Origin of the sequence: Jezberella montanilacus, from assembly GCF_003003055.1 — a bacterium.
Taxonomy (GTDB): domain Bacteria; phylum Pseudomonadota; class Gammaproteobacteria; order Burkholderiales; family Burkholderiaceae_B; genus Zwartia; species Zwartia montanilacus.
Genome location: NZ_PVTV01000012.1, coordinates 264028 through 289945, shown reverse-complemented (window position 1 = coordinate 289945; position 25918 = coordinate 264028). Strand labels below are relative to the sequence as shown.

Genomic DNA, 25918 nt, shown 5'->3' with positions numbered 1-25918 from the left:
CTTTAACTTAGCGATGACTAGATTGTTGAAACGGCAAACGATCAAATGAAGTCGCAACCTCTAGAAAGGCGAATGGAATAAGTGACATAACAATCGCGATGATCAGCACAATGATCTTGCCAGACAACTTACAGCGTGTAGCGTGGAAATCAACGTTACCAGATGCGACTGGTCGAGGGTAGGCATATGAATAACCGAGCGCCATAAAAGCACAAAGTAGTAAAAGGTTGTCACGAATGATGAACGAATGGGAATAGAGATTACCCAGACAAAGCCCGAGAATTGCTACTGCCGCCGGTATCAATGCTCTGAGATTTTTCGTCCGACAAAGTGGCCAAAGCAAAACGAGCAAATAACAACCTGCACCAACGATCCCGACATCAGCCAAGATTTGTAAGAAATAGTTGTGCGCGTTCTCGCCGCCCGACTGAGACATCCAGACTGAATGACTAAAAGGAACGACGGCTGAGCTAAGTAAGAAATTACCTTGACCTAATCCCATCAAGGGATAGCTTGAAAACATTCGTAAGGCTGCAGCAAACAACTCAAGACGCCGACTGGTTAACAAATTCAGATGCTCAAACGTCAGCAACTTTGGGTCCTGAATTTGTATAAAAGCATCTTGTAACCACGGGCTCAGAGAAATCAACAGCGCAATCAACGCAAATCCAGTCGCCGCGCATGTAAACCCTACTACTTTTGACTTGTTGCGAAGAAAATCCCGTGCAAGCAACAGAATGATCACTGCAAAAACAGCCATACTGAAAACCAACGAAGCCCGAGATTTGCTTAGATAGAGCGCGATCCAACAAAGCACAATCGTTACGTAAGCAAAATAACGCCATCGGTTCGATTTCAATAATTTCAATACACCAAATAAACCGACAGAGCCTAACAACATGTGCCCTGCATAAGCATGGATGTCAGGCTGGAATCCGATGGCGCTGTAACCAAAACTTTCTGGCCGGTATTCGACCGCGGCCTGCGGCAAGCCGATTTTGGTAAAGGCCTGGTAAATCCCGTAACAAGCCGACACAAATAGCGAAGCGATTGCTGGTTTAAATATTAGCTGCTCTCTATCTGCTCGCCTGAGAAGAGAGTCGGCGAGCAGGGCCAAAAACAATAAGGCCAGTGAAATCGCCAACCAATCCCCTATCGGCGAAAAATCGTTACCTCTCACAAATAGTTTGAACCGAACCGTCTCATGCAGAAACGTCGACAGCTCAAAACGCGAGGCACTGCGCCATAGATTGCGCGCAATAGCCAAGGCTGTCGAAAGCGAAATTACCCAGGCTAACAACCCGATCGGCCAAGGGATCGTGCTTGGGTTGAAGCGCAGAGATTGTGGACGATTTAAATGCTTAATAAAAAGCGCGCAGGTCAGGCCGGTTACCAGGTCAATCCCCGCGGCTGTTACAAAATACGGAACTGCTGGGTGATAAAAAAACTGTAATTGCCAATGTAGTGTTGGGACTAACGGTAACAAGAACGTGACCAGCATGACTCCGCGCCGCTCTGAAATCAGCGTAACAATGAATGCCAATTCAAAATAGAACAGGGTCGGCCAACGCACGGGTTGCAAGTAGCCGCATACGTAACTACTCAGAACTAAAAGCACGGCAGCGCTGCCGATACCCAATGCAGACCATGAGAAAAAGCGGGCCAGCTTTGTCTGCAAATTAAACAGCCTCATCTCACGCAACGATCTGGTCCCACTCATTGACCAACCTCTATCTGATACTCATTCGATAGCTTCTGCAAAACACTTTGACACTTTTCACGGACCTGCGACAGGGTAATGTTCGCAACACAAGGCACAGCGGTGTTCGGCTCAGTCTTGTACTGACAGCGCCAGTGACAGCCAAAGCAATCCATTGGCTGAACCGCGACCAAGGGCAGCACACAAGCATCGCTGTTTTCAACGACGTAGGGCATGAATCTGGCAGAATGGCCGCCCCCCAAGATACACACTGAAGGTATCCGCAAGGCCGCCGCCAAATGGATATTGCCCGAATCATTAGAAACCACCAACCGCGCACCAGCCATCAAATCAAGCAGCTCAGTTAAGGTAGTCTTACCAGCTAAGTTTTGTAGGGGCGCTTTTGCAATCTGCACAATACGCTCGCATAGCGCCTGATCCGCCGACGACCCACACAGCACAGCAGGTAAACCATACTGAGTAAATAGCTCATCGGCTAGTTGCGCGAAGTTCGCAGCAGGCCATGCCTTAGGTAACCACGAAGCGCCCGGTGAAATCAAAATATAAGGTGTTTTAGCATCAATTAGCGGTGATGCTAACCTCGGTGACTGTAGTCGTCCCACACTACTGCGAAAGCTCGTCGCGCCCAGGTTACGGACAAAGTGAGCATTTTTCGAGAGCTCCATGGCTGTCGGATCGCCTACACGCATTAGGTCTGTGTACCAAGTGTCCGTGATTGTTTTATCAGCGACGGTGAGGTTATTCGCGTCACCGACTTGCCCAATGCGATGAGCAGCTCCCGTTGCCCTAACCAACCGATCCACCGCGAATTCCCGAGAGAAAGTTGGTTGAATCGCGACACCAAAGCCTCGCCACCGAAGCTTTAGCATCAACCCAAGACAATAGGTCTTATCGAATCGCAAACGATTGACGTCAACGTCCAACACTTCATCCCACCAAGGCTCTTGTTTTGCCAAAGATGACCAGATGCTGTTGGCACACAGTACGATTTTCTGATTAGGATAGATATCGCGATAAGCCCTCGCGCTATCTAACCAAAGCACGTAGTCGCCGATGAGATCCAGACGAACGAGCAACACTGATTTGACATCCGCGCGACCGCTAGGGCAATGATCAATCAGCCATTGTTCGTCAAGCAAGCGGTTAAAGATCAGTCGCAATGTTTCACTAGCGACCCACTTTACAAACCTGAACGGCAGAACCACTATGCCTCGGGCTTTCCGGGCTAAACGTCGAGCGAAAGAGATAAACTGACTCATGGGTGACTCAGGGATGGCTTAACTGCGCGGGTGCAGTCGACGGATTATCTTGCAAGGGAAAACGATAGATTTGGTTCCCTGTAGGATCTGGGTTGGTTTTAGTCGTAAAGTATTTTCGATAAAGACCGAACTCAGCATCAAAAATAGTCCAGGAGGCATCTTTAAAACGAAGATTAGGATGAAAAACAGGGGTACAGGGCAAGGGGTGATCCCAACAGAATCCACCCCCACCAGGAACAAATATATAAAACCCAGAATCCGTTCGTTTGAGTTCGGCGTTGACTTGAGGGACTGCTTGCCATCCCTCTAGAGATATCGCTCTGACACCAGTCAGTTTAAAAGACACCATCAGCACCAACACAACCCCCAGTGCCTGCAAAATAGACCATTTTTCAAAATTACTGTGGCCCAGCGTCGATGGTCTCAACTGGGTCTGTTTAACGGCAAGCCAGAGCGCGGTGGCGATAAAGATTGGCAGGACAGCACCTAAAAATCTCAGATCAGGAGCTGTCAGAAACCAGAAGATCAAACTGCATAGCAACGGCAGATACAGTAGGAGTAACGTTTTAGTGTCAGTTGAGTTTTTTGATTTAATTACACGTGCAAGACTAAACAGCATCGCCAGTAAAGATGCGCTAAAAAGAATGGCAATGTGATTTGGCAGACGATGCATCCAACCTGACAACCAGTGCCAGTTTCCTAAAACACCTGCCGGATCCATCACATCAGGCTGTCTGGCCAAACTCAAAATCAGGTCAGTCTCAAAGCGTATTTGAGCAAGCTGTAAGGTCCACTCTTTTTGCCAAAGGCCAAACACTGTACTCGGGAACATGATCGTGCCAGACAAGGCGTAACTTCTGATGCTATGAACCAGGGTCGCCACCGCAAGCAACAAAGCCACTTTTATTAAACTGATGCTTTTTACAGAAAGCCGACCTCGTATAAACACCAGTGCACACATGACACAGGCTGCAGCAAAGGCAACACCGCTAAGCTTGATCGCGACCGCGGTAAAGGCCAACAGCGCAATGGTTGCAAAATCCCGATCAGTTTGTGAAGATATTTTTGTCGCAAACGCCAAACGCATCAGTAAAAGCGACATGGCGATTTCGACTAATCCAATCGCCATGTCTGGTGCTGGGTTGGCGATGGTGCCAGCGACGTAGCCAAAATAGATAAACAGCACACCACCAACAATCCATCGCCATAAAAGCGCCTGCCTTATCCCCACTTCAATCACTGTGCTCAACGACAAAATCAAAAGAAACAAACCACCCGTTGCATAGCCTTTGCCCCAAAAGGGATAAAAATTGAGCAGGGCAAGAAAGCCAAAATAGCTTTGATTAAAGGCAAAGCGCCAGTGAATGTTTGCCAGCCCCATTAACAACGGGTACTCGTTTAGCCATCGAATACTTTGAAAGTGATACAGGCCCGAATCGACGTTGTTGGGTGCCCCCATCGCACGCAAGCACCAAACGACCAGAAGGAGCACAAGGCAAATGAAGCCAAATTGGTAGGTTTTGAAAAACCCAACGAGATGTTTCAGTGACTGCACGATTGAAAATTGCTTATCGAACAAGCAGACACTCAGACCAACTACCACTGCGATCAGGCTGGCGATCCAATCGATTCGGATAAATAACTGTGCCAATTCGACCACAGCAGTAACAGCCGTAAAACCCACCCAAAGCGTGCCGCAATCGATGAGCCTTGCATTGGGGATGCCAACCAGTCTGAGCGTCAACCGACCCCAACCTGCTAAAGTGAAGGCGATCAACGCTAGTGCGACTGACAGCACACTGAAATCTATCGCGAGGTGGGTTGGATGAATGATTGGCAAAATGCAGTGACCTGTATTGTTAAGACCGCGAAATTTGCATACGTCGTGCCAACTCTCGTCTCGCTCGCAGGTAAACCGTAGTACCTTTATCAACCAAGTTTCTTTTGCGTCCCATATATTGCTCAAACAACTGGTCGAGCTCGGCAAGATACAAACGTTTCAGACGCCCCGAGCCAGAAATTGATCCCTCATAGAGCCTAAAAACCGCCAGATCTTGATCGATCACTGCATGCGTAGCGCCTTGTGCCAGAAGCTTCAAATAAAGCTCGTAATCCCAGCAGGTGTTGTTTTCAGCGTTGAACCCACCCGCCTGTTTATAGCTGTCAGCCGAAAAAAAAGTTGCTTGCTGAAACAACACGGCTGACCGATAAAGCATGGCCTGTTTAGTCAACACATTCGGTTTGACGCGTTTTCGCTGGCTGTCAGCATATTCGGTGAAGCCTTGACCAGTAACAAAAGTGTTTGTGCCATGCTGTTCAAAAAATTGACGGACTGCCGACAAGGCGCCAGGCAACAAGTAATCATCGGAGTTGATAAACCCGTAAATATCACCCGTGGCTCTAGCAAAACCTTGATTTAAACCATCAGCTGGGCCTTGATCTGTCTGAAATACTTTAATGATTTGATCCCCGTATGAGCTGATCAGTTCACGACTGCCGTCAGTGCTTCCTGGGTCAACAATGATGTACTCAAGCTCACAACCCGTTTGGTTCAGTATGGAGTCAATACATGCTTTCAAATATTGCTTCTGATTAAACGAGATGGTCACGATTGTTATCTTCATCGCGTCTTCTTGGTTGCGTTAGTTTTTTTGTACTGCGCGTAAACCTGCCCGATGTAGTCCCAAGTTTGCTCTGCACAACGCGGCCAGGAATAGGACTCAGACAAGGTTTTTGCTTGTTGTGCCAAGTGCTCACGTCTGACTGGATCGTTAATCAACTGTTCGATCGCGTCAGCAATAGATGTATCGTCAGTTGGATCAAAATAGACACCACCATCCTGTAAGGTCTCAGGCAAGCTGCTTTGATTCGAGCTCGCAATTGGTACGCCGACCGCCATGGCCTCAAGTAGCGAAATCCCGAATGTTTCACACCCCGAGGCGAAGACAAAAATGTTAGTCTGCGCAATACGCAAGGGTATTTCTTCGTGTGGCACAAAATCTAGCACCGTGACAAACTCATGACGAGGGTCTGATGCTTCGATTTGCTTGTTCAACAGACGCAAGGCGCGCCGCCCACCACCACCGACCAGAGTCAGTCTGAGCTGATGGCCACGATCACGCAACAACTTGATCGCCCTCACAACCACCCATTGATACTTGTACTCCAGGATTGGCGATACGTACAGGCATTCAATGGGCTGTGCTTTGTCACTTGGCCAGCTCGCTTGCGGCAAGGTTTCTTTAAAAACTTGCCCGACGCCATGAGCAATCACTGTCGTGTTCAGAAGCTTACCCGTGTAATGCTGGACTCGTTTTGCAGCATAGTGAGTAAGAAAAATAGACGCGGTTGCAAACCGAAAAGCACTTTTTTGAACAAGATAGATAACGGTTTGCTGTAAGCGATTCCGACTAAAGCCGAACAACTTTAATACGCCCTCGTCATAAGGCAGCATATTTTGATTAAGCGCAACCATGGGTTCGAAGCGACATACAGTACCGGCATCCGCCGAAAACAAAATCTGACAACCTGCCTCTCGAATCTCAGTTGGCAAACGGGTCGCCTGCCAAAACAGCTGGGTCAGCAAGGATTGCTCAGTCTCTTTAGCGTGATGCTTGACCAGCCAAGGTTTATCGGGGATTAAATCCAGTAATTTTCGATAGCTCCAGACGTGGATCTCTTTAAAGCCAAATCCTTCAATTCGCTCAATATCTAAGATGCCGATCAAATGGGCGACGCCCCCTCCGGAGCGTATGCGCGATGCATCGATAGCCACAACGAGATCACTCATGAACCGAATCCTTGACGACAGACATCAAACTCGAAGTAGCAATTTCAGGACTCAGTGTTGATGCCAGTTGCGCACTTCGTTGGCCCATTTGAATGAGCTGCTCATCGCTCTGTGAGGACAGGCGATGCATGGCTTCAGCAAGCTGGTCAACCGCGTGATCGCTAAAACCATCACCGTTGTAGTGCTTAATCAAAAACTGCAATTTTGAACCAACTTGATCTGACAGGATCAATGGCAAGCCTGCACAAGCAAATTCGTGCGCAACAACCCCCCAGGGTTCATAACGACTCGGCAAAATAAATGCCCCAGACTGTTCGGCATAACTAACGAGGGCAGACTGCTCTGCAAACGGTTCGATTGAAATAGCCGAGTCGTTTTTTTGTGCTTGCAAAAGCTCTGCATCCATAGGGCCATTGCCCACACACTTTAATTTCCAGGTGCCATGATAGGTAGATCGATAGCGGACATAAGCTTCGAGCAAGATATCAATCCCTTTTGCTTTGGCAAACCGCCCAACATATAAAAATTGCTTGGGGTATAAACACTGCTTGGCATCTGTCAAGCTTGTTGCCGCTTGTGAGAACAGCTCAGTGTTGCCAGATAAAAGATTGCCAATGATTTCGTTTTTTGTAAAACCAATCCTCGCAGCGTACTCATACTGCAATGGGCCCGGCACCCAAGCGAAAGAAAAATAGCGTTCCTTATACCAGTGCCGAATAAGTCGGGCGCCGATTTGCTGCCTCAGATTACCAAACCACTGACTATCCAGACCCATGACGACTGGCGTCCCTTGCTGCTTCAGCAAGCGCGCCACGGGCAGATAGCCCTTATCCTGCCATCCTGAGATATAAGCGACAACCGGCTTTAGGTTACTGGCAAATTCGAGCAGCGTTTTAGGCGAAAACGACGATCGATCGTGATAGTTAACACCCTCGATCGTCGCTGGAACAAAGGGGGTCAACTTGTTGTTTGTCCACCTGATCACGTGAACGGTGGCCCCATATTCACGGACTAACTGGGCAAAAATGGGCAGGTTATAGCCCATGATTTCGGTGTATAGATAAAGTATGTTCATCGAGTTTTACTTTGATCCTGATACGATAGTCTGATACAGATGCCTGGTCTCTGACGCACAACGAGCCCAATCAAACATGCTCGATCGTAACCTGCCCTTAAGTATCAAATCTTCGCGCCTCTCAGACCAGTAGACCACTCGTTCAATCGCTGCGCTGATGTAATCCGCTTGGTGTGGATCAAAATATTCTGCCGCATCGCCAATCACCTCTGGCATTGAACTGGTGTTACTGCTCACAACAGGACAGCCCTGCGCCATTGCCTCAAGTGGCGGCAAGCCAAAGCCTTCATAAAGAGACGGATAGACGAACGCCGAGGCATTGCGATAAAGCTGGACAAGATCGTCGTCCGAGCCGCCGCTGTGCTGCACTTGATCCAAAGATAGACCGAGCGCGTTGATCTTGGCTGTTTCTGCGGTCGTAAACGGGGCTGAGCCAAACGCAACAAGATTGAAGTCGCTCGATAGTCGCTTAGAGTTAGCGTACGCCTCTAGCAAGCGAGCGAAATTCTTGTAGGCGCCTCTCAAGCCAACGTAGAGTAAATAAGGCTTTGGTTGCCCCATGGTGCCTATGTAGGTTCGATCTACCTTTTGCGCTTCGTTAGCGTGAAACGCATCGCAACCAAGATGGATAACTGAGGTTTTAGCAGATGGTACGTCAAACAGACGGATCAAATCCCTTTGTGTCGAATGAGATATACAAATGACATGATCTGCTCGATGTACTGCTTGATATTTAGGGCTACTTTTTAAATCAGCGCTTGAGCACGTATCGCCCATTAGTCCAAGCTCACTGATCATGTCAAAGACAGACAAGACGGTGGGCGCCTTTTTTGAACCGCTGCGCCTGTTGCTGTAATACGTCTCATGAATGATGTCAGGCTGCCAACTCTCAATCAGGGCAGAGGCCAAGCGGCCGTTCAAACTCGTGCAAATTGAAGCCGTATAGGGGGGGTAGTCGGTCACCGCTATGCCGCGCACGATCGTCCGCGGTAATTCACGTAAATAGACATTTCGGTAAACAGGGGCGAAAATTTTCAAGCAATCTGCTGGCTGTTGCATTGCTCTCGCCAGCTCGCAAAAATAGCGGGACACGCCACCAGTACGTTGCAAGCAAAAGGCCTGATGATCAAATGCGATTCGCATTCAACGCATCCGTAAGAGATGTCTTTTGATACGACGCCACTGGCGCTTGGCAAAAGACGGTGCGATTTGATCATCGGCAATGAATTGATCGCCTTTGCAGTCTTGTAAAACTGCATCAGGGTGAATCAACGGGAAGATCATCGGTTCGGTCGCCATATTCGCATGGATGCCAACCACTTGGGTGTGTGTCGCCTCAGGCCCAAAACCGATGTTAGAGATCAGATTGACATTGGGGGCAACCTGCAGCATGCCCTTCAACAGACAGGTAAACGTCCACGAGCAATCCCAAGTATCCAGGCTGCCATTGTGAACCGCCTCAAAAGAATTGCGCCAGTAGGCCTGCTCGCCCTTGCTTGAGAAGGTCGTTTCAAGCCAACCTTCATCCCTGTACTTTGGCCAGAGGGTGAGGTCGCGATCATAGTGCTTCCAGGCTCTGCGCCATGACGCCCAACCCCAGATATGGGTGTAACGCGAGAAATAGTAGCTTGCCGAGCCCCGCTGACGACCAAACTGCAAATTGCCGCCTGACACCATACTGACACGGTCATCTTCACGATAGCGGCTCAGCATCTCTTCGCAAAACCGAAAGAAGGTGGGTTCAGGTAAACAATCATCCTCAAGGATAATGGCCTCTTCCACCATTTCGAAAATCCAGTCGATTCCACTCGACACCCGCATCTTGCAGCCCATATTGGCATCGGCAAAATTGGTCAATACCTCGCAAGGCCAATCGACCTGCTCGATGATGGCGCGGGTTTGTTGACATCTTTCTGCTTCGCCCAAACGATTGCTGCGCGGCCCGTCAGCGACCACCAACAACTTAGGTGGTCTGGCCTTCGCAATCTCTTTAAACACCCGTGCAGTCGTATCGGGGCGATTAAAGATGATGAGCGCAACGGGAGTATTGAGTTGAAAGTCTGACATCATGCCTTTGTATTTGAATCGGCGTGCCTAGCTTGCAAGACCCGCTTGGATAAAGCGCGACAATCGTTGCCTAGCCACATCAAGATTAAAGTCTTGTCGGTAGGCTTCAAAATGGTCAACAAGATCGGGGATCGCACTCAGTTGAGCCAAGCCATCGCAGATACTGTCTACGCTATCTTCTTCTACCGCCAGCCCGATTTTATAACGGCTGACCCGCTCACCCATTAAGTAGGCCGCTGAGACAAGAATGGGCTTCTTAAAATAGGCGGCCTTAGAGAGCATGTTGCTGCTTCGCGTAAAGTCGCGATAGACAGCAAAAATAATATCTGATGCCGCCATCACATCGTTGAAATGACGTTCATCCGGCAAATAATCCGGATAAACAAATAAATTGGCAGGATGATCAACGACCAGCGAATCCAAGGCACGTTGATCCGCTGGGGTGAGATTATTACGATTAATCCGGCCGATTTGCACAAAGTACCAAGCTTGCGGATCTAAACGACGAATCACGTCATACCAGCGCGCAAGATTTTTCTGCTTGCCGATTGAGCCACCCAGAAACACAATTTTGCGGCCTGCCGCTTGGGCGATAATTTGTTGGGTTAACGCAGTACGCGTCGCCGGCAAATCGACATCGGCAATATCAGGCATATATTCAAAATGCCGGTCAGGTAGTGTCTGCTGATAATGGTTGCAAACCAGTTCATCCAAAAAGCAGGTGCCGCGGTAGTTTGGTTTTTGGTAATACGCCTCGACCGGCTCGGCCCCTGGCGTGATGCAAACCGCTGACCACGGCGTCGATTCGATGAAGTCGACGTCGCGCCAAGCCTCTTCGTCGATCCGGTAGGCATCAATATACATATTCAGTACGTGACTGACCTGCCCAGGATAGTGAGTAAGGACCTCGTTCACAGCAGCGGCAAACTGCGCCGGCTGCAAGACCGATTCAGTTCTAGGCTGAGCTTCGTCCGAGGATGGCAAGGCCTGTCGACCCAGGCGAAAGCGTCGATAGGCGCTGTGAACGATCCCAACCACACGATGCGCGAAGAGTATGCCTAAGCGATGACCATGCTGCGTCAGAGTCTTAGGTCTGCCTTGATACCGCACTTTGTCATAGCCAGTATTCAACGCTTGCCAGGCCTGTCGCATCATCGAGGCTTGGGTTGCGTGGTGTTGCTTTGCTTCAAAAACAACCAACGCATCCGACGGCTCTAGCCCTTTTGCTAACAATTTTGCTCGCAAAGCACGAGGATCTGTCGATACGGCAATTACACGCCATCCCGCTTGTCGCAACATGTCGACAAACAGCACATGCCAAGAATCCAAGTGCCCTTCGTTCGAGATGGGGTTATAGACAAGGATATAGCCGTCGGGATTCATCGGTGCTCGGACGACTGCTTTGCATAACTGGTGACAGCAGTTTGATAGACCTCAAGATACTGACGCACCACAACCTCGGGGGCGAAGCGTTGCTCAACCAGCTGACGCGCATGAGACGATAGCTGCAACCAGCGCGCCGGGTCCTGAAGTATCCAGGTCATCCCATGCGCCAAACTGTCAGTGTCAAAGGCAGGCGCCAACCAGCCGCTTTGCTGATGTTCAACGATATCCGGTAACCCACCAATGTTGAAAGCCACCACCGGTATGCCACAGGCATGCGCTTCAATCGCCGTGTTGGGCAAGTTATCTAGCCGAGACGGCACCGCCATCACGTCTGCGGCGGCGTAGATCAATCGCATGACGGAATCGTCATTGACTCGGCCTAACCAGTGCACCTTGCACGGCCACTCCTGTGCAAGTGCTGGACGATGCTGACCAAAGATCAACAAATCTGGCACGACTTGCCCTGTCTTTTTTAACGCCATCAAAGCATCGCGCAGCAAGTCTTCGCCCTTGAGCTGCGCCATCCCGCCCGCAGAACCTGACAATACGTACTGCTTGTCTTGGGCTAACCCTAAGACGGCCCGAGCAAAGGTCTTATCAATCGGGTGCCAGAGGTGCTTGAGCTCGAGCGGGTTAGGGATCACACGCACCGGTTGATGCCCTAACAAGGCACTATCACCGACGCAACCTGCCATCCAATGTCCTGGTGTGACAATGTTGAACGTCTGGTTCGACCAGGCCTTGCGCTTGCGCTCCCAGGTCTGGCGATTCAGATCAGGGCCAGACTCACCCCTTGGCCGGTTGTCAGGTCGATAACCCACCCTGAAACGAGCCTCAGCCTGTTCATCGAACACCACATGCTCACCACCACAAAACGCCCACATGTCGTGCAACGTCCAGACAATCGGTTTGCGAATGCGGCCGATATCTTCAATGGATAGCAGATTGGCCACCCAGTGCAAGTTGACGACGTCGGCATCGCTCTCATTGATCTCAGCCACGACGTAAGCACTTTCGTCACCAAACGAATGCATGATGGTGTTAGTGCTCTTGAATTGACGGCGGTCAAAGTCACGCCACTTCTGCTGTAATTTGTTTTTGACTTTCTGACTGAAACTGCGCGGCCCTTTGCCTGCAATCACCCGGTCATTCGCCGTCTGGTGGGTCAATACCCGCATGCGACTATCAACACCACATTGCAACAAGGCCGTGTGCAAGCGGTAAGCGGCCCGCGAGGCGCCTCCACTGAAATCATCGGTCGAGAGTTGCAAGACTTTCATCTGTTTATCCAAGCGGTGATCAGGTTGGTTTGTGCATACAGTCGGTTAAAAACTTCATCAAGTGCTTACCCAAGGCGTCGCTACTGAAATCTTTTCTATAGAGGTCGAACTGTGCCTGACGACAAGGCGACTGGTTAACAAGTGCGACCAGGGCCGCTTGCATGGCGGGCACGTCGTTCTCGTCAACCGCCATCCCGATATCATATTGCAGCACTCGCTGACCCATTAAATGCCCACTCGCAACCAATATTGGTTTATCAAACGCAGCGGCTTTGCCGGGCATGTTGCTGCTGATTGTGAAATCGCGATAAACCGCAAAGATCACGTCACTCGCTTGCATGATTTCGTTAAAGTGCGCTTCGTCTGGCAAATAGGCAAGCTTAATGAAAAGATTCTCAGGACATTGCACCTTGATCTTGGCAAGTTCTCGCGCATCCTCTTCGGTGAGGGTTTTTTCAAACATCTCGCCGATCTGCACAAAAAACCACTGTCCGGCATCCATGACCGCAATCAGTTGATACCAGCGCGCCAGATTTTTGTTACCCCCGAGGGTTCCCCCCAGGAAAACAATATTGCGACCTCGGGCGCGTTGCTTAATTTCAGTCAAGAGGGCGGTTGGCACCTCTGGCAGTTTGCTCTCTGTGATGTCTGGCAAGTACGCGAAGCACTTGCGTGGCAAGGCGTAGAGGTATTGATCTCGGACGCGCTCATCCAAAAAGCACATACCCGCAAAGGAAGGCAAGTCGTAATAAGCTTCGCTGCCGTCGACGGTTGGCACGAAACGAATCCCCGCCCAAGGCAGCATGCGAGCTGAGTCAAACCGCTGCCAGCTTTGGCGTGTCGTCGGATACATGTCCATATACATGTTGAACACCAGGGTGGGTGACCAGCGACATTGTCTTCTGAACGCCGCAAGCCGTTTAGCGAAATCATCTGGGTTGAGAAACCTCGGATCATGGCCGGGGGTGTCTGGATCGGCACCCAACAAATGTTTCAACCGCGCATTCAAGAGAGGCTTCAAAGCGCGAAGCACGCGACCCCAAACTCGCTCGCTCAGCGTGCGCGGTGAGACAGCCCAATCCAGCACCTGCAAGTTTGGTGAATCCGCTTGCCCCTTGATCTGCAGCCTGGCGATTAAATCAGCCGTATCCGGGGTGGCTGCGATAACCCGCCAGTCAGCCTTGAGCAAGAGCGACACAAAGAGAGCGTTCCATGAATCGAGATGCCCGTGTCCAGAGATCGGGTTGTAGAGCAAAATGACCGGTGCAGATCGGTTCATCGAGCGACCACCTGCTGGTACCACATCTCAAGCAGCACCAATTTATAAGTGAAAAACAAGCCATGCCAGCCCTGCGCCTTCGTCGTTGCCAGCAGGTCATCCACTTTGTCGCGAAGAAGGACACCGCACTCAACGAGCTGCCCCGTGCGCAATTGATCACCATAGGCCTGGATTACGCCCGTCAGCCATTGATGCACCGGTGGCTGAAAACCCGCTTTGGGGCGCGATAACACCGCATCCGGCAAAACGCCTTTGAGTGCTTCACGCAGCCAGGCCTTCTGGCCTAGCGCTTGGTCAGGTTCAACCGCTCTGAGTGACATGACGGTTTTAATCAAGTTAGCATCGAGAAACGGCATGCGCGTTTCTACCCCGACGGCCATGCCGACCCGATCACCTAACGACAAGCAGTTTGACGTCAACCAGGTATCAAACAATAGGCGGATGATCGCTGCGGGTATTTGATCTCGAGCGGGTTGTCGGTGTGCGGTGGGTTCAAACAAAGTCTGCTGATTAACAGCACGCATCGCCTCACCGTAAACAGCTTTGGTTAAGGGATACGCCCCGGCGAAATCGGGATGCAAGAGGTAATACAGCAATTGCTCAGGCGGCTGGCGAGGGTCACCCAATTTCTGCAAGATATCTGCCCAATGGCGAAGGGCTGGATGCGCCCGAGGGTAATAAGACACTTTCAATAAGAATTGATGCGCCCCGGCCGAGCCTACCCAGCGGGCAAAGCGAAGCAGTGTCGGATGATCAGCAGCCAACTGGTTAAGCCTGACCGCCTCGGTCACATAGGGATAGCCCCAGAACAGTTCGTCGCCCCCAATCCCCGACAGCAACACTTTGATGCCTTGATCGGCAGCTGCTTTAGGCACAGAGTAATGCCCAAAAGCGGCCGGATCAGCAATCGGCTCATCCATGATGCTCACGAGTTCTGGGAAGAAATCAACAAAGCTCTCGACGGGCAACTCGACCTCATGGACAATCATCCCCAGCGAGGTTGCCAATTCACGAGCCTGCGCACGTTCATCATAATGTGGGCGACCTGGATAGCCAACACAGAAGGCGTGCATTGGCTGTGGGTTACTTTGTTGAGCGAGCGCTGCAATTGCCCCTGAGTCAATCCCACCTGACAGCGCGACACCTACAGGAACATCGGCGCGCAACGTCATGTTGACGGCAGACGTCAGACTGGCTTTGATTTCAGCAAGAATATCTGTCTTGCTTTTTGGTCTGACAATTGGTTCAGCGACCGCCTCGACATCCCAGTAGCGCTGCGGGTCGACTCGCCAGTCAGCGAGCGACAAGGTCATCGTGTGCCCTGCAGCTAGTTTATGCACACCGTGCAACAAGGTCGCAGGCTCAGGGATGAACTGATAGTGCAGGTACTGGTCGATGGCAACCGGGTTGAGCGCTGGTCGCTCGGCGAGCAAAGGCAACAGCCCTTTGAGTTCAGAGGCAAACGTTAATCGGTGCTCGTTGAATTGATAAAACAAAGGTTTTTCGCCGCAACGATCACGGGCAATAAAAGCGGTCTGTGCCTGCTTATCCCAAATGACGAAGGCGAACATGCCCACAAACCGCTTGACGCAAGCCGACCCCCACGCCTCGTAAGCGGCCAGTAGCACTTCAGTATCAGAATGGCTGGTAAAGCTGACCCCCTGCGCTTCGAGCTCGCCTCTCAATTCAAGGTAGTTATAGATCTCACCGTTGTAGGTCACCACGTAGCGTTCATGATGACTGAGCATGGGCTGGTGTCCCGCCGCAGTCAGATCGATAATTGAGAGGCGGGTATGGCCAAACTGAACGTGAGCATCGCTATAGGTGCCTGAGTCATCGGGCCCGCGGTGCGCGAGCTTGGCCACAAGCCGGTCAGACAGTAGCGGGCGAGACTCAGCTTGGCGATGGATCAGACCGAGGATGCCGCACATGCTAGCCCCTAGACCCGAAAGCTTGCTTCAGCTTTTTGAGCGCCCATTGTGGCGATCGAAAAAGCTGTTCTTTTCTTCTTCTGAGCTGATTGTTGAATCGATCTGGATGGCTGGATCCGCCGAAATTCTGATTCAACACGTGACGATCAGCGACCAGATTTTGTTTAACAACGGTTGGGTGAGTCAGCGGGCCTAAGGGCAACACCGGTAACCCTGCTTGATCGTCTGCGGTCACGGTGTGCGTCGCCTCAGGCCCAAACCCGATATTCGTCACGAGGTTCACTTGAGGTGTCGCGGTCAAACCACCGTGATACCAAACCGTCGCCGTCCATTGATAATCCCAGGTATCGATCTCACCGCGCTGCACCCGATCGAGCAAGCCTGACCAGATTTTTCGCTCAACGGGGTCGGGCAGTTTTTTCACCCAGTCAACGGTGTCCTTCCAGCCAGGCCAAAAGGGGATATCAACCCGATAGTGCTGCCACGCTCGGCGCCACGTCGCCCAGCCCCAGCAATGGTTGAATTTCGAAAAATAATACGCAGCGTCGCCACGCTTCTTACCGTTCTGAAAGTTATTGCCCGTGATGACCCAAACGCGCGAATCAGCCTCGTAACGCGTCAACAGGGTGTCACAAAAAGAGAAAAAGTCTTGGTTAGGCAGGCAATCATCCTCAATCACGATCGCCTTTTCTACTTGCTCGAAGACCCAGTCAAGGCCAGAACTGACGCGACGTTTGCACCCCATATTTGCTTCAGCGTAATTTCTTAACACCTCACAAGGCCAATCAATGTGAGCAACGATCTCACGCGTTTCTCGACAACGAGCGGCATCAGTGGGGTGCCCTGCGCGCGCACCGTCGGCGATGATCAATAATTTACTTGGCCGCTGCTCGCGAATCACCGCGAAACTTTGCCGGGTGTGTTGCGGCCTGTTGAAGATGATGAAGGCGATAGGGGTATCTAGCATCATCTATTCAACGTCAGTCAATGCGTTGCCTGCTAGCCGTTTAAACAAATCCGACGTTGCCATCAAATCTTGGTAGGTGCCATCTGCAACGATACAACCACTATCGAGCATCACAATCCGATCGCACGCCTGCACGGTACGCAAACGATGAGCGATCAAGATCATCGTACGCTCTTGACTCAAGTCTTGCACGGCCTGCATCACTGCGTCTTCTGTCATCCCGTCGAGTGCACTGGTGGCTTCATCGAATACCAGCACATCAGGGTTATGGTAAAGCGCCCGGGCAATCCCCAACCGTTGACGTTGGCCGCCAGAGAGCTTAACGCCACGCTCACCGACCACGGTGCCGTAGCCGTCGGGCAATTGGTTAATGAATTCTTCAGCTTGTGCCATCTGGGCGGCGCGATGAACAGCCTCGTGATCGATCTCGTGATCGGGGATACCTAAGGCGATATTTTTCTCGATCGACGCATTAGTCAAAAATACTGCCTGCGGCACATAGCCGACTCTTTTACGCCAAGCTCTCTCGTTCTGCTCGGTCAACTCAACCCCGTCGATCGCAATCGTGCCACTTGCCGGGGGATACAGCCCAAGAATAACGTCGGCCAGCGTAGTCTTGCCTGAGCCGGTTCTACCCACCAAACCGATACTTTGATTTTGGGGGATGGTGAGGGTAAGTTTGTTAAGCGCTAAGCGCTCAGCGGTTGGATACTTGAAACTCAGATCCGTCAATTGGATTTCGGTTTTAAAGCTCAAGGCAACTGCTTGCTCATCGTCAGCTTCTGTTTGCGCAGAACGCACCGTCGCCAAGTCAGCTTCTAAAGACTCGACGGCTTTGGTGTGATATTTGATCGTGATGGCGGCAGCAAACAGCTGCTGAAAGATTGGCACCAAGCGATTACCCGCCAAGGCATATAAAGCCAGTGAAGGGATGGCAGACATCCCCTGCCCTTTGAGAACGAAGGCCAACGTAACAGCCACAATCCCCGCATAGGCAAAGACCTCTATGACATAGCGCGGCATCGCCGAGGCCAGCGAATTAGACGCTTGAGTATTCATCAGCTCGGTCATGGATCGGTTGTATTCAACGGTCGAGGCATTTTCGCGGCCTAAGACGCGTAATTCTTTGATGCCTGATAGACCTTCGAGCGCGGTGCGACCCACGATCGTACTGGCCTCAACCATCTTTGCACCGAGCCTGACCTGTCTGACCCTGATCAACCGGTAAACCATCATGTAGCCACAACCCAGCACCATCACAGTCCCCAGTGCCACGACTGGGTCGATCGCCACGATCAGAGAAATAAGCACCAGGCCGCTGAGTCCTTTAGACACGACGCCAAGAAGCGATGCAAGAAAACCACCAACGGCAGATTCCACGTCGCCACCCAACACTCGGCCTAATGAGCTCGTATCGCGCTGAATATGAAACGAATAAGGTAAATAGAGATACCCTGAGAACAACTCGGTCGCTAAGTGACGCCGAGCAGATGCCAGATAGCGTGTCTGTACCCAGAGATTCGATGCCGTCACGGCATTACCAATTGCGAGCACGGCAACCGTCAGGCCACCAGCTGCAATAATGGCTGCCTGTTGGCCTTCGATACCCAAAAATTTCAACAAACTTTCAAGCCATTGATATTTGGTCAAGATTGTTGGATCCATCACAATCGCCATGAAAGGCAAAATGGATGCCACGCTGGCAGTCTCGAAGATTGATGCCACCAAACTGATCAAGACAACAAAGGCAAGGCCACGCTTGCTAGGAACAGGCAATATCTTATAAAGCCGGCTGAACGGCTCAATGACGCCCGAAACAATACTCACTGGGTAGCCTTAGCGAATTTGATTTAAGAAATCTGCATAGGCAAGTTTCAAGCCCGTCTCGATGTTGATTTTGGCCTGCCATCCAAGCCGCTTCAACAAACCGCTATCGATCAATTTTCTTGGTGCGCCGTCAGGCTTGGTTGAGTCGAACACAATTTCACCGCTGTAACCCACCACGGATCCAATGGCGTGCGCCACCTCTAAGATGGTGATGTCTGAGCCATAACCCACGTTGATATGACTTTGCATCGGGCTCGTATGCTCGTCATAGATTGCCTTATCCAGATTCATGACATGAACGCTGGCAGAGGCCATGTCATCGACAAACAAAAATTCACGATAGGGCTTACCCGAGCCCCAGATCGATACCGTCGGTGCCTGGGCGATTTTGGCTTCATGAAAGCGCCTGATTAAGGCCGGGATGACGTGAGAATTCTCTGGATGATAGTTATCACCAGGCCCGTAAAGATTGGTTGGCATCACCGAACGATAGTCAATCCCATGGTCCTTTTGATATTGCCGGTTATAGCTTTCGCAAATTTTGATGCCTGCGATTTTGGCAACTGCGTAGGGCTCATTGGTAGGTTCGAGAAACCCCGTGAGTAGGGCATTTTCTGGCATTGGCTGCGGCGCCAGCTTCGGATAAATGCAGCTACTGCCTAAAAACAGAAGCTTTTTGACTCCGTTGCGAAATGCTGCATCGATGACGTTGGCCTGAACCATCAAGTTGTCGTAAATGAATTCAGCCGGGTAAGTATTGTTAGCGTGAATGCCACCGACCTTAGCAGCGGCCAAATAGACCTGATCAGGCTTCTCAGTGGCAAAAAACGCCCTGACGGCCGCTTGGTCTGTTAAATCAAGTTCAGCGTGGGTACGACCAACGATTTGAGCCGGATCATGGCCGTTTGCGATTAACTGACGCACAATGGCCGAGCCGACCATACCACGGTGGCCTGCAACATAAATCTTGGGCATTTTGTTATTCATCGTCATTTCAAAAACTCACCGCAGGTTTAAAGACACGAGGCTTTGGTATGAAGCAGTTGCTACCAATAGCAACCGTTTTCAACCATCTCTTTATTGGTCGGGATATCCGTTGGTAACGGTTTTATCCAATACTGCGAATTATTGTAAAAGTTAGCTTGGCGCCAGGCTTCATCGTATTCGGTCTCCCAGCGCTGGCCTCGAATACCGAATAATAATTGGGTTTGGCCTCCCAAATGCACGCACGGCACCCCCATTTGCTTAATAAACTTCAGCAAGGGAAGAGAGTAAGCACCTGCGCCGACCACCGCAAAATCAAACTGATGTTTAGCAATCTGTTTTTTGATCGCTGTTAAACAATCAAAAAAGTTCTTGTAAGGATGTGATGTCGTTAACCAAGGTGGGTAGAACGATCTGACACAGATGGTTTTTTTAATAGAGGCGCCTGGCCAGATAGATGCAAACCGCAGGGCTTGCGCCTCGATGCTGTCAACCATGGGGTGGACCACCAAAACCGTCTTATCCGCCAACCCATAATGCCAAGCGTCTTTACCCAGATAAAAGGGCAGCAGATCGTCTATCACCGTCGTCGTCAGTCTGGTGGGGTTATATTGATCAAGTAGCGCGGTATCTTTACCAAACCACCACTCTGCGACTGCATCGAGCGAGCGGATTGAGTCGAGATACTCCTTCATCCACTTGGCGACAATTTTCTCGGTTAAGGGGAACACCCCCGCATTAATTCCGAGATTTTCGCCCCAAATAATTTGTTTATTTGCCTGACTATTGGCGATGCAATCGGTCTCAACTGCACCCAGTTTGCCAAAGGACATTGGCCGTTTTTTTTGGATGCTTTGTTTGATGAGTTCGTTGAACAGAACGACTGACATGTTTTTTGATCCGTCAGTGGTTGCTGACGTCTTTCTGAGCACGTTTGGTCAGACGCAATTTAGGCAACACCCAGCTAAAGTGTATTAATCGCGCATACAAAAATGCGTACACAACCGCACAAAAAACAAATGCAAACATTAAGCCCAGTGTACTTTTGCGGTAAACAATAGATAAGGCAACAGGGATCAAAGCGTAAGCCAACATCATAGGCATCACGCTAGAGTTTTGTTTCAGGCTCGACGAATCCGCCATCCATTTGCGGGCGATCCGCGACCAGACCAGGCTGTGCAGGTGCAGCCTGTCTGGGTGCCCCATTTTAAGCGTTCGCGCTGAGCGACGCGCCATCGAAAACAGCACTTCTAAAATCGGATAACCGCAAGCCAGAAGCGGTGCCCAAGGCGACATGCCTGGATTGCGGATAGCAACCATCACTGCGATCCAGCCTAACAGGAAGCCCAGCAAATACGCCCCGCCATCACCCAGAAAGATCTTGCCCGACGGGTAATTAACCAAGAGAAACCCAAACGTTGCCCCACCCAGAATGAAGCAAATCTTGGCCATTTCAGCATCGCCGCCTAAAAAGGCCAACAACCCTAGCCCAGCCAAACAAACCAACACCGTGCTGCTTGCCAAACCATTAAAACCGTCAATGATATTGATGGCGTTGGCTACACCACCCACCGCAAACGCAGTAAACAGCACCGACACGGGGGTGATCGCGAGCAACCAATCCACCCCACCAATACCTACCCTGGTAAGACTATCCCCAGTCAGCCACCATGCCAGCACACCGCTGGCGCAGGTCGCCAGCAAGCGCTCGGTCACACGCCCCCGTTTAACCACATCTTCAGTGACGCCGGCGATAAAAGCTGGCAAGGCAGCAATGAGGATCGGGCCCAACATGACCGCGATCTCTGGCGGCGCAAAGAACCAACCGATCCAGCAACCAATCAAAATGGCGACGCCACCGATACGGGGTGTTGGCTCTTGATGCACTTTTTGTACACCGGCTTCTGAGTCAAGGGTGTGAGACCCGTGTAAATGCGTCGTCCAAACAATGCCGAGACAGATTGCTAGAGAGGCAAAACCGGCTGCAGCAAGTGCAAGGTGAGGGATGGCAAAAAACACTGTGGCTGGACTCGTTAGGCGAGAAAAATATCGCACATGATAGCATGCTTCATGTCACTTGTTTCTTATCTTATTGACGATAAGCCTTTGATCTATTTGATTTTTATAGGTAAATGATGGAGTTGGTCAGAGGTCAGCATACGATCCCAGAACCCTTGGTCATACCTTTGCCACGCATGGCAACCAAACGGCAGGCGTTGCTCATTGAGACAATAGAGATGCTCAGGCTCGGCTTCAAAGGCGAAAGCAATGGCTTCGTCAACAGGTGGGACTTTAAAAAAACTGCATGCAGCTGGTACAAACAAGCCCCAAAAAACGTCTTCGTTTACGTCGATATTCAGCTGTGTGTTTTTGTAAGAGAAGCTCCAATAGTCTATAAGGTAACGGTAAGTTATCGATATCCAACCACCAGGCCAGTCCTCCATGAGTTTGTTTTTAAATAGGCGGGGTTGCCGCAATACCTTCAAAAAATCTTCGATATTGCGCAACGAGAAGCCGCCGTTTCCCACGCAAAAAAGGGTTAACGGCCTGACTGGTGTGGTGAAACCTTTAAACATGGGTGCACCGATATATGAATAGCCCTTATTGCACCAGAGTGCTAGCTCATCCTTAAGCACAAGGGCGTCTGTCTGCACCAGCAACATGTACTCGTAGTCCGTAAAGCGAGCGTAAAACTGCTCTGAAACAAGTAAGCGGTTGTAGCCCGCGATACTTTCAAAAAAATGATCCGAAAATAGTTGCAATCGGAGCCGTTCGCCATATTGCTTAGATAAAGCCACAAAATAAGATTGCAGACGCTCTGGCCCGACAATAAAAAGATCGTGCTCAGCCAGCACGTTCAAGGTGCGCTCAAGGGACATCAGCTCTGGCTCGGTCAACTCAGTTTTATAGAGCGGCACAACGATGGCTTGCTTGCTCGTCACGGCTGGCCCTTGAGGATTCTGACGAGCTTGTTTTTAACTCGTATGGGGAAAGCCAGATATTTGCGGGGAAATTTCTGATTCAAACCACCAAGATCATGATCGAAAAAATACTGATCAGCTTGGGCATTCTGCTTGATCTCAACAGGGTGAGTGATCAGCCCCAAAGGTTTGACTGGGATGCCGGGCTCGTCTTCAAGCGCGACGGTGTGGGTGCCGTCTGGCCCAACACCAATATTCGTAACTAGATTTACTTGTGGAATTGCTGTTAAAGCGCCATGGTGCCAAAGGGTAGCAAGCCAAGGATATGCCCATGAGTCAATTTTGCCTGCCCGAGCGCGATCAAAAATATCGATCCAATAAACTCGCTCAAGCGGGTCGGGCATTTTTTTATCCCAATCAGCTGAGCCTTTCCAATCGGGCCAAAACGTAAGCTCGCCATCAAAGTGTTGCCAGGCGCGCCGCCAAGTTGCCCAACCCCAGCAGTGCCCGAACTTAGAGAAGTAGTAAGACGCATCCCCACGTCGCTTGCCGCGTTGAAAGTTGTTACCCGTGACGACCCAGACACGCTCGTCATCTTTGTACCGCTCGAGCAAATCTTCGCAATAGGTAAAGAAATCCGGATGGGGTACGCAATCGTCTTCAAGAATAACGGCGGATTCAACTTGATCAAACACCCAGTTCAAGCCGCTCGATACCCTTCGCTTAAGCCCCATATTTTGATCGGCATAGTTGCGAAACACCTCACAGGGCCAATCGATCTGAGCAATGATGGCTCTGACTTCTTTGCACTTTTGCGCTTCCTCAGGCCGATCTGCACGCGGGCCGTCTGCGATCAAAAACAGCTTCTTGGGTTGTTGTACACGGATGCTGGCAAACGACTCCCGCGTGTGGCGAGGTCGGTTGAACACAATCAGGGCAATGGCTAGATCTGACATCGTCTCAACGCAAAATGGTATTAACTCGATAATACATTCTTCCAAGTAGCTCTCTAATACAAAAGTCTGTGGTTGCCAAAGCGCTGGGGTTAGGCAAAAAAGCAGTATACAAATCGAGTCGCCCGCTTGCCCTGAAATCAACTGGGTAGGCAAATACATCAAAGCCGAGATCGTCAAATAACGCTTTTGCCCGTGGCATGTGAAAGGCAGACGTCACCAAAATAATTCGGCTTTTTATCGGATCGAGCATTTTGGCGATCGCTTTTGCTTCATCGTGAGTGGTTTCAACAGGATCGCTGACCAAGATCTTTTCTTCTGGGACCTGTGCTTGGATGGCGTAACGCTTAAGGACTTGTCCTTCCGTTTCATCACCTAATTGCCAAGGAAGTTTGCCTCCTGTGAAAATAAGCATTGGCGCTCTTCCAGCTTTTATGAGTGCAATGCCGTCCCAAAATCGATCTGGATCACCCCACTCTGGGGCCACGCCGTGAGTAGTTTTGACCCAATCAATCATCCCACCAAGCACGACAATCGCATCTGCTTGGGGCGAATCATCGACAGTAAGCTTAAGCTGATATTGTTCGATCGAATTGATCAGAGTAAAGGCTGTGATCGGGATACTGGTCAGGTAAAGCGTCAGCGAGGCAATCGCGACCAATACCCTGCGTTTCAGCCAGATGCTCAACGCCAGCAACATAAAAACGACGAACAGTGGTGAAAAAAATAAAGGGAGAATTTTATGGGCGTAAATCAATGGGGTCTCGCATCCGGTGAAATAGAGCCTTTCACTCGAGTTGCCACTGCGTCTTTCTTGGCAACGGACAGTCGAAGCCTCGCACTATAATGCGCAAACGGTCATTGTGACCTATTCAGTCTCATCGTTTCTGATGTATTGAAATGGTTTTTTGGTATTCATAACGTCTTAGCCGATCCAACATGACAAAAACACGAAAGGGTCTCATTTTAGCTGGCGGGGCTGGTACGAGACTCTATCCGGCGACCAAGGCCGTATCTAAGCAATTGATGCCGATCTACGACAAGCCAATGATCTATTACCCCTTGTCGACTCTGATGCTGGCGAACATTCGCGACATTCTATTGATATCGACACCGGAAGACACGCCACGATTCGAAGCATTGCTTGGCGACGGGCACCAATGGGGGCTCAATATTGAATATGTGGTGCAACCCAGTCCGGATGGTCTGGCCCAGGCGTTTATTTTAGGTGAGCGATTTATTGGCGGACATCCGAGCACACTCGTGCTTGGGGACAACATCTTCTATGGTCATGACCTGGTCAAGAATCTAAAACATGCAAGCCAAGCCAATCACGGGGCGACAGTTTTTGCCTATCACGTACCTGACCCAGAACGCTATGGTGTAGTTGAGTTCGATTCAACATTTCGCGCTGTCAGTATTGCCGAGAAGCCGTTGAAGCCCAAAAGCAATTATGCAATTACCGGTTTGTATTTTTATGACGAACAAGTCTGCGAAATTGCTAAAAGCATTAATCCGAGCGCACGAGGTGAGTTAGAGATTACTGACGTCAATCAACGCTACCTTGATTTGAGCCAACTCAATGTTGAGATACTTGGTCGTGGCTTCGCTTGGCTGGATACAGGCACGCACGATAGCTTGCTCGAAGCGTCAAGTTTTATCGCTACGCTTCAAAAGCGACAAGGCTTGCAGGTTGCATGTCCAGAAGAGATTGCGTTCCGACAAAAATGGATATCAGTCGAACAACTTCAACGCCTGGCTGATCCATTAAAGAAAACCAACTACGGCCGCTATCTGCTAAAACTCATTGATCAGCCAAGCCTGTAATGATACTGGGAGCTTCCATTGCCCTACACTGTTAGTAAAACTGAGTTAGCAGGGGTGCTTGTACTAGAGCCGAAAGTCTTTACCGACTCGCGTGGCTTTTTTTTTGAAAGTTTCAATCAGAAAGATTTTGCCGCTGCGACGGGTCTTGATGTCACGTTTGTTCAAGACAATCACAGCCAAAGTAGCAAGGGCGTATTGCGGGGGTTGCACTATCAGATAGAACAACCTCAGGGCAAATTGGTTCGTGTCGTTCGAGGGGCAGTATTCGATGTATCAGTTAACCTACTGCGTAATCACCCAGAGTTCGGTAGGTGGGCTGGTGTCTATCTGGACGAGAGAAATAAACGGCAGTTGTGGATACCACCCGGATTTGCGCATGGGTTTCTAGTATTGAGCGATCAAGCCGATTTTTTATATAAGACGACTGATTTCTATTCACCTCAGGCCGAGCGCTGTTTAGCCTGGAACGATCCTACAGTTGGTATAGATTGGCCTCTCGAAATTGAGCCGATTCTCACAACTAAGGACCAAAACGGAGCATCGCTCACGCAAGCCGATCAGTTTCCGCACATGTAGGCACGACGTCACTAACCTCTATCTACGAATGAATTCTCTCAAGCTTCACCCTCTGGCACTGTTGAAACCAATCGTG

General features: G+C 50.4%; 22 protein-coding genes. 2 read left to right on the top strand and 20 right to left on the bottom strand.

The window, feature by feature from the left end:
• Positions 1-7: 7 nt before the first annotated feature.
• The 20 genes from BCM14_RS07200 to BCM14_RS07105 form a co-directional block, all read right to left on the bottom strand.
• Entirely contained in the window at positions 8-1720 is a 1713-nt protein-coding gene (locus tag BCM14_RS07200; protein ID WP_106227318.1) for an O-antigen ligase family protein, read from the bottom strand.
• A complete protein-coding gene (locus tag BCM14_RS07195) occupies positions 1717-2979 on the bottom strand; it encodes a glycosyltransferase family 9 protein (RefSeq protein ID WP_106227317.1) in 1263 nt (420 codons plus the stop codon). The genes BCM14_RS07200 and BCM14_RS07195 overlap by 4 nt, the downstream gene beginning before the upstream one ends.
• Positions 2980-2986: 7 nt before the next feature.
• Complete coding sequence (locus BCM14_RS07190; protein ID WP_106227316.1) at positions 2987-4777, bottom strand: LIC_10190 family membrane protein; 1791 nt, start codon at positions 4775-4777, stop codon at positions 2987-2989.
• 61 nt (positions 4778-4838) lie between these two features.
• On the bottom strand, positions 4839-5603 hold the full coding sequence (locus BCM14_RS07185; protein ID WP_106227315.1) for a glycosyltransferase family 2 protein: 765 nt from the start codon (positions 5601-5603) through the stop codon (positions 4839-4841).
• Complete coding sequence (locus tag BCM14_RS07180; protein WP_106227314.1) at positions 5600-6769, bottom strand: glycosyltransferase family 4 protein; 1170 nt, start codon at positions 6767-6769, stop codon at positions 5600-5602. The genes BCM14_RS07185 and BCM14_RS07180 overlap by 4 nt, the downstream gene beginning before the upstream one ends.
• On the bottom strand, positions 6762-7844 hold the full coding sequence (locus BCM14_RS07175; protein ID WP_106227313.1) for a glycosyltransferase: 1083 nt from the start codon (positions 7842-7844) through the stop codon (positions 6762-6764). The genes BCM14_RS07180 and BCM14_RS07175 overlap by 8 nt, the downstream gene beginning before the upstream one ends.
• Positions 7845-7850: 6 nt before the next feature.
• Entirely contained in the window at positions 7851-8987 is a 1137-nt protein-coding gene (locus BCM14_RS07170) for a glycosyltransferase family 4 protein (RefSeq protein WP_106227312.1), read from the bottom strand.
• Entirely contained in the window at positions 8988-9914 is a 927-nt protein-coding gene (locus BCM14_RS07165; protein ID WP_259673476.1) for a glycosyltransferase family 2 protein, read from the bottom strand.
• Between the two features lie 24 nt (positions 9915-9938).
• The gene (locus tag BCM14_RS07160) at positions 9939-11294 is read right to left on the bottom strand and encodes a glycosyltransferase family protein (protein ID WP_106227311.1); all 1356 of its coding nucleotides are present in this window, start codon (positions 11292-11294) and stop codon (positions 9939-9941) included.
• Positions 11291-12577, bottom strand: a complete 1287-nt coding sequence (locus tag BCM14_RS07155; RefSeq protein WP_106227310.1) for a glycosyltransferase — start codon at positions 12575-12577, stop codon at positions 11291-11293. The genes BCM14_RS07160 and BCM14_RS07155 overlap by 4 nt, the downstream gene beginning before the upstream one ends.
• Positions 12578-12596: 19 nt before the next feature.
• Entirely contained in the window at positions 12597-13856 is a 1260-nt protein-coding gene (locus BCM14_RS07150; RefSeq protein WP_106227309.1) for a glycosyltransferase family protein, read from the bottom strand.
• Positions 13853-15787 carry an asparagine synthase (glutamine-hydrolyzing) gene (gene asnB / locus BCM14_RS07145; protein ID WP_106227308.1) on the bottom strand — a complete coding sequence of 645 codons (1935 nt, stop codon included), beginning with the start codon at positions 15785-15787 and terminating at the stop codon, positions 13853-13855. Before asnB ends, BCM14_RS07150 begins: the two co-directional genes overlap by 4 nt.
• 1 nt (position 15788) lies before the next feature.
• A complete protein-coding gene (locus BCM14_RS07140; protein ID WP_259673475.1) occupies positions 15789-16754 on the bottom strand; it encodes a glycosyltransferase family protein in 966 nt (321 codons plus the stop codon).
• Between the two features lie 3 nt (positions 16755-16757).
• Positions 16758-18581, bottom strand: a complete 1824-nt coding sequence (locus BCM14_RS07135; protein ID WP_106227306.1) for an ABC transporter ATP-binding protein — start codon at positions 18579-18581, stop codon at positions 16758-16760.
• Between the two features lie 9 nt (positions 18582-18590).
• On the bottom strand, positions 18591-19568 hold the full coding sequence (gene fcl / locus BCM14_RS07130; protein ID WP_106227420.1) for a GDP-L-fucose synthase: 978 nt from the start codon (positions 19566-19568) through the stop codon (positions 18591-18593).
• A gap of 59 nt (positions 19569-19627) precedes the next feature.
• Positions 19628-20455 (bottom strand): hypothetical protein, encoded by an 828-nt coding sequence (locus BCM14_RS07125; protein ID WP_106227305.1) that lies wholly within the window; start codon positions 20453-20455, stop codon positions 19628-19630.
• Positions 20456-20468: 13 nt separating this feature from the next.
• Complete coding sequence (locus tag BCM14_RS07120) at positions 20469-21584, bottom strand: MraY family glycosyltransferase (protein ID WP_106227304.1); 1116 nt, start codon at positions 21582-21584, stop codon at positions 20469-20471.
• Between the two features lie 92 nt (positions 21585-21676).
• Entirely contained in the window at positions 21677-22507 is an 831-nt protein-coding gene (locus BCM14_RS07115) for a DUF5672 family protein (RefSeq protein ID WP_106227303.1), read from the bottom strand.
• Entirely contained in the window at positions 22504-23442 is a 939-nt protein-coding gene (locus tag BCM14_RS07110) for a glycosyltransferase family protein (RefSeq protein WP_106227302.1), read from the bottom strand. Before BCM14_RS07110 ends, BCM14_RS07115 begins: the two co-directional genes overlap by 4 nt.
• Before the next feature lie 4 nt (positions 23443-23446).
• Entirely contained in the window at positions 23447-24196 is a 750-nt protein-coding gene (locus BCM14_RS07105; RefSeq protein WP_146129727.1) for a YdcF family protein, read from the bottom strand.
• A gap of 182 nt (positions 24197-24378) precedes the next feature.
• On the opposite strand from BCM14_RS07105, the gene rfbA reads away from it, so the two are divergent.
• Together rfbA and rfbC are read left to right on the top strand one after the other, a co-directional pair.
• Positions 24379-25266, top strand: a complete 888-nt coding sequence (gene rfbA / locus BCM14_RS07100; protein ID WP_106227300.1) for a glucose-1-phosphate thymidylyltransferase RfbA — start codon at positions 24379-24381, stop codon at positions 25264-25266.
• Positions 25267-25284: 18 nt separating this feature from the next.
• Entirely contained in the window at positions 25285-25842 is a 558-nt protein-coding gene (rfbC, locus tag BCM14_RS07095) for a dTDP-4-dehydrorhamnose 3,5-epimerase (RefSeq protein ID WP_106227299.1), read from the top strand.
• Positions 25843-25918: the final 76 nt, after the last annotated feature.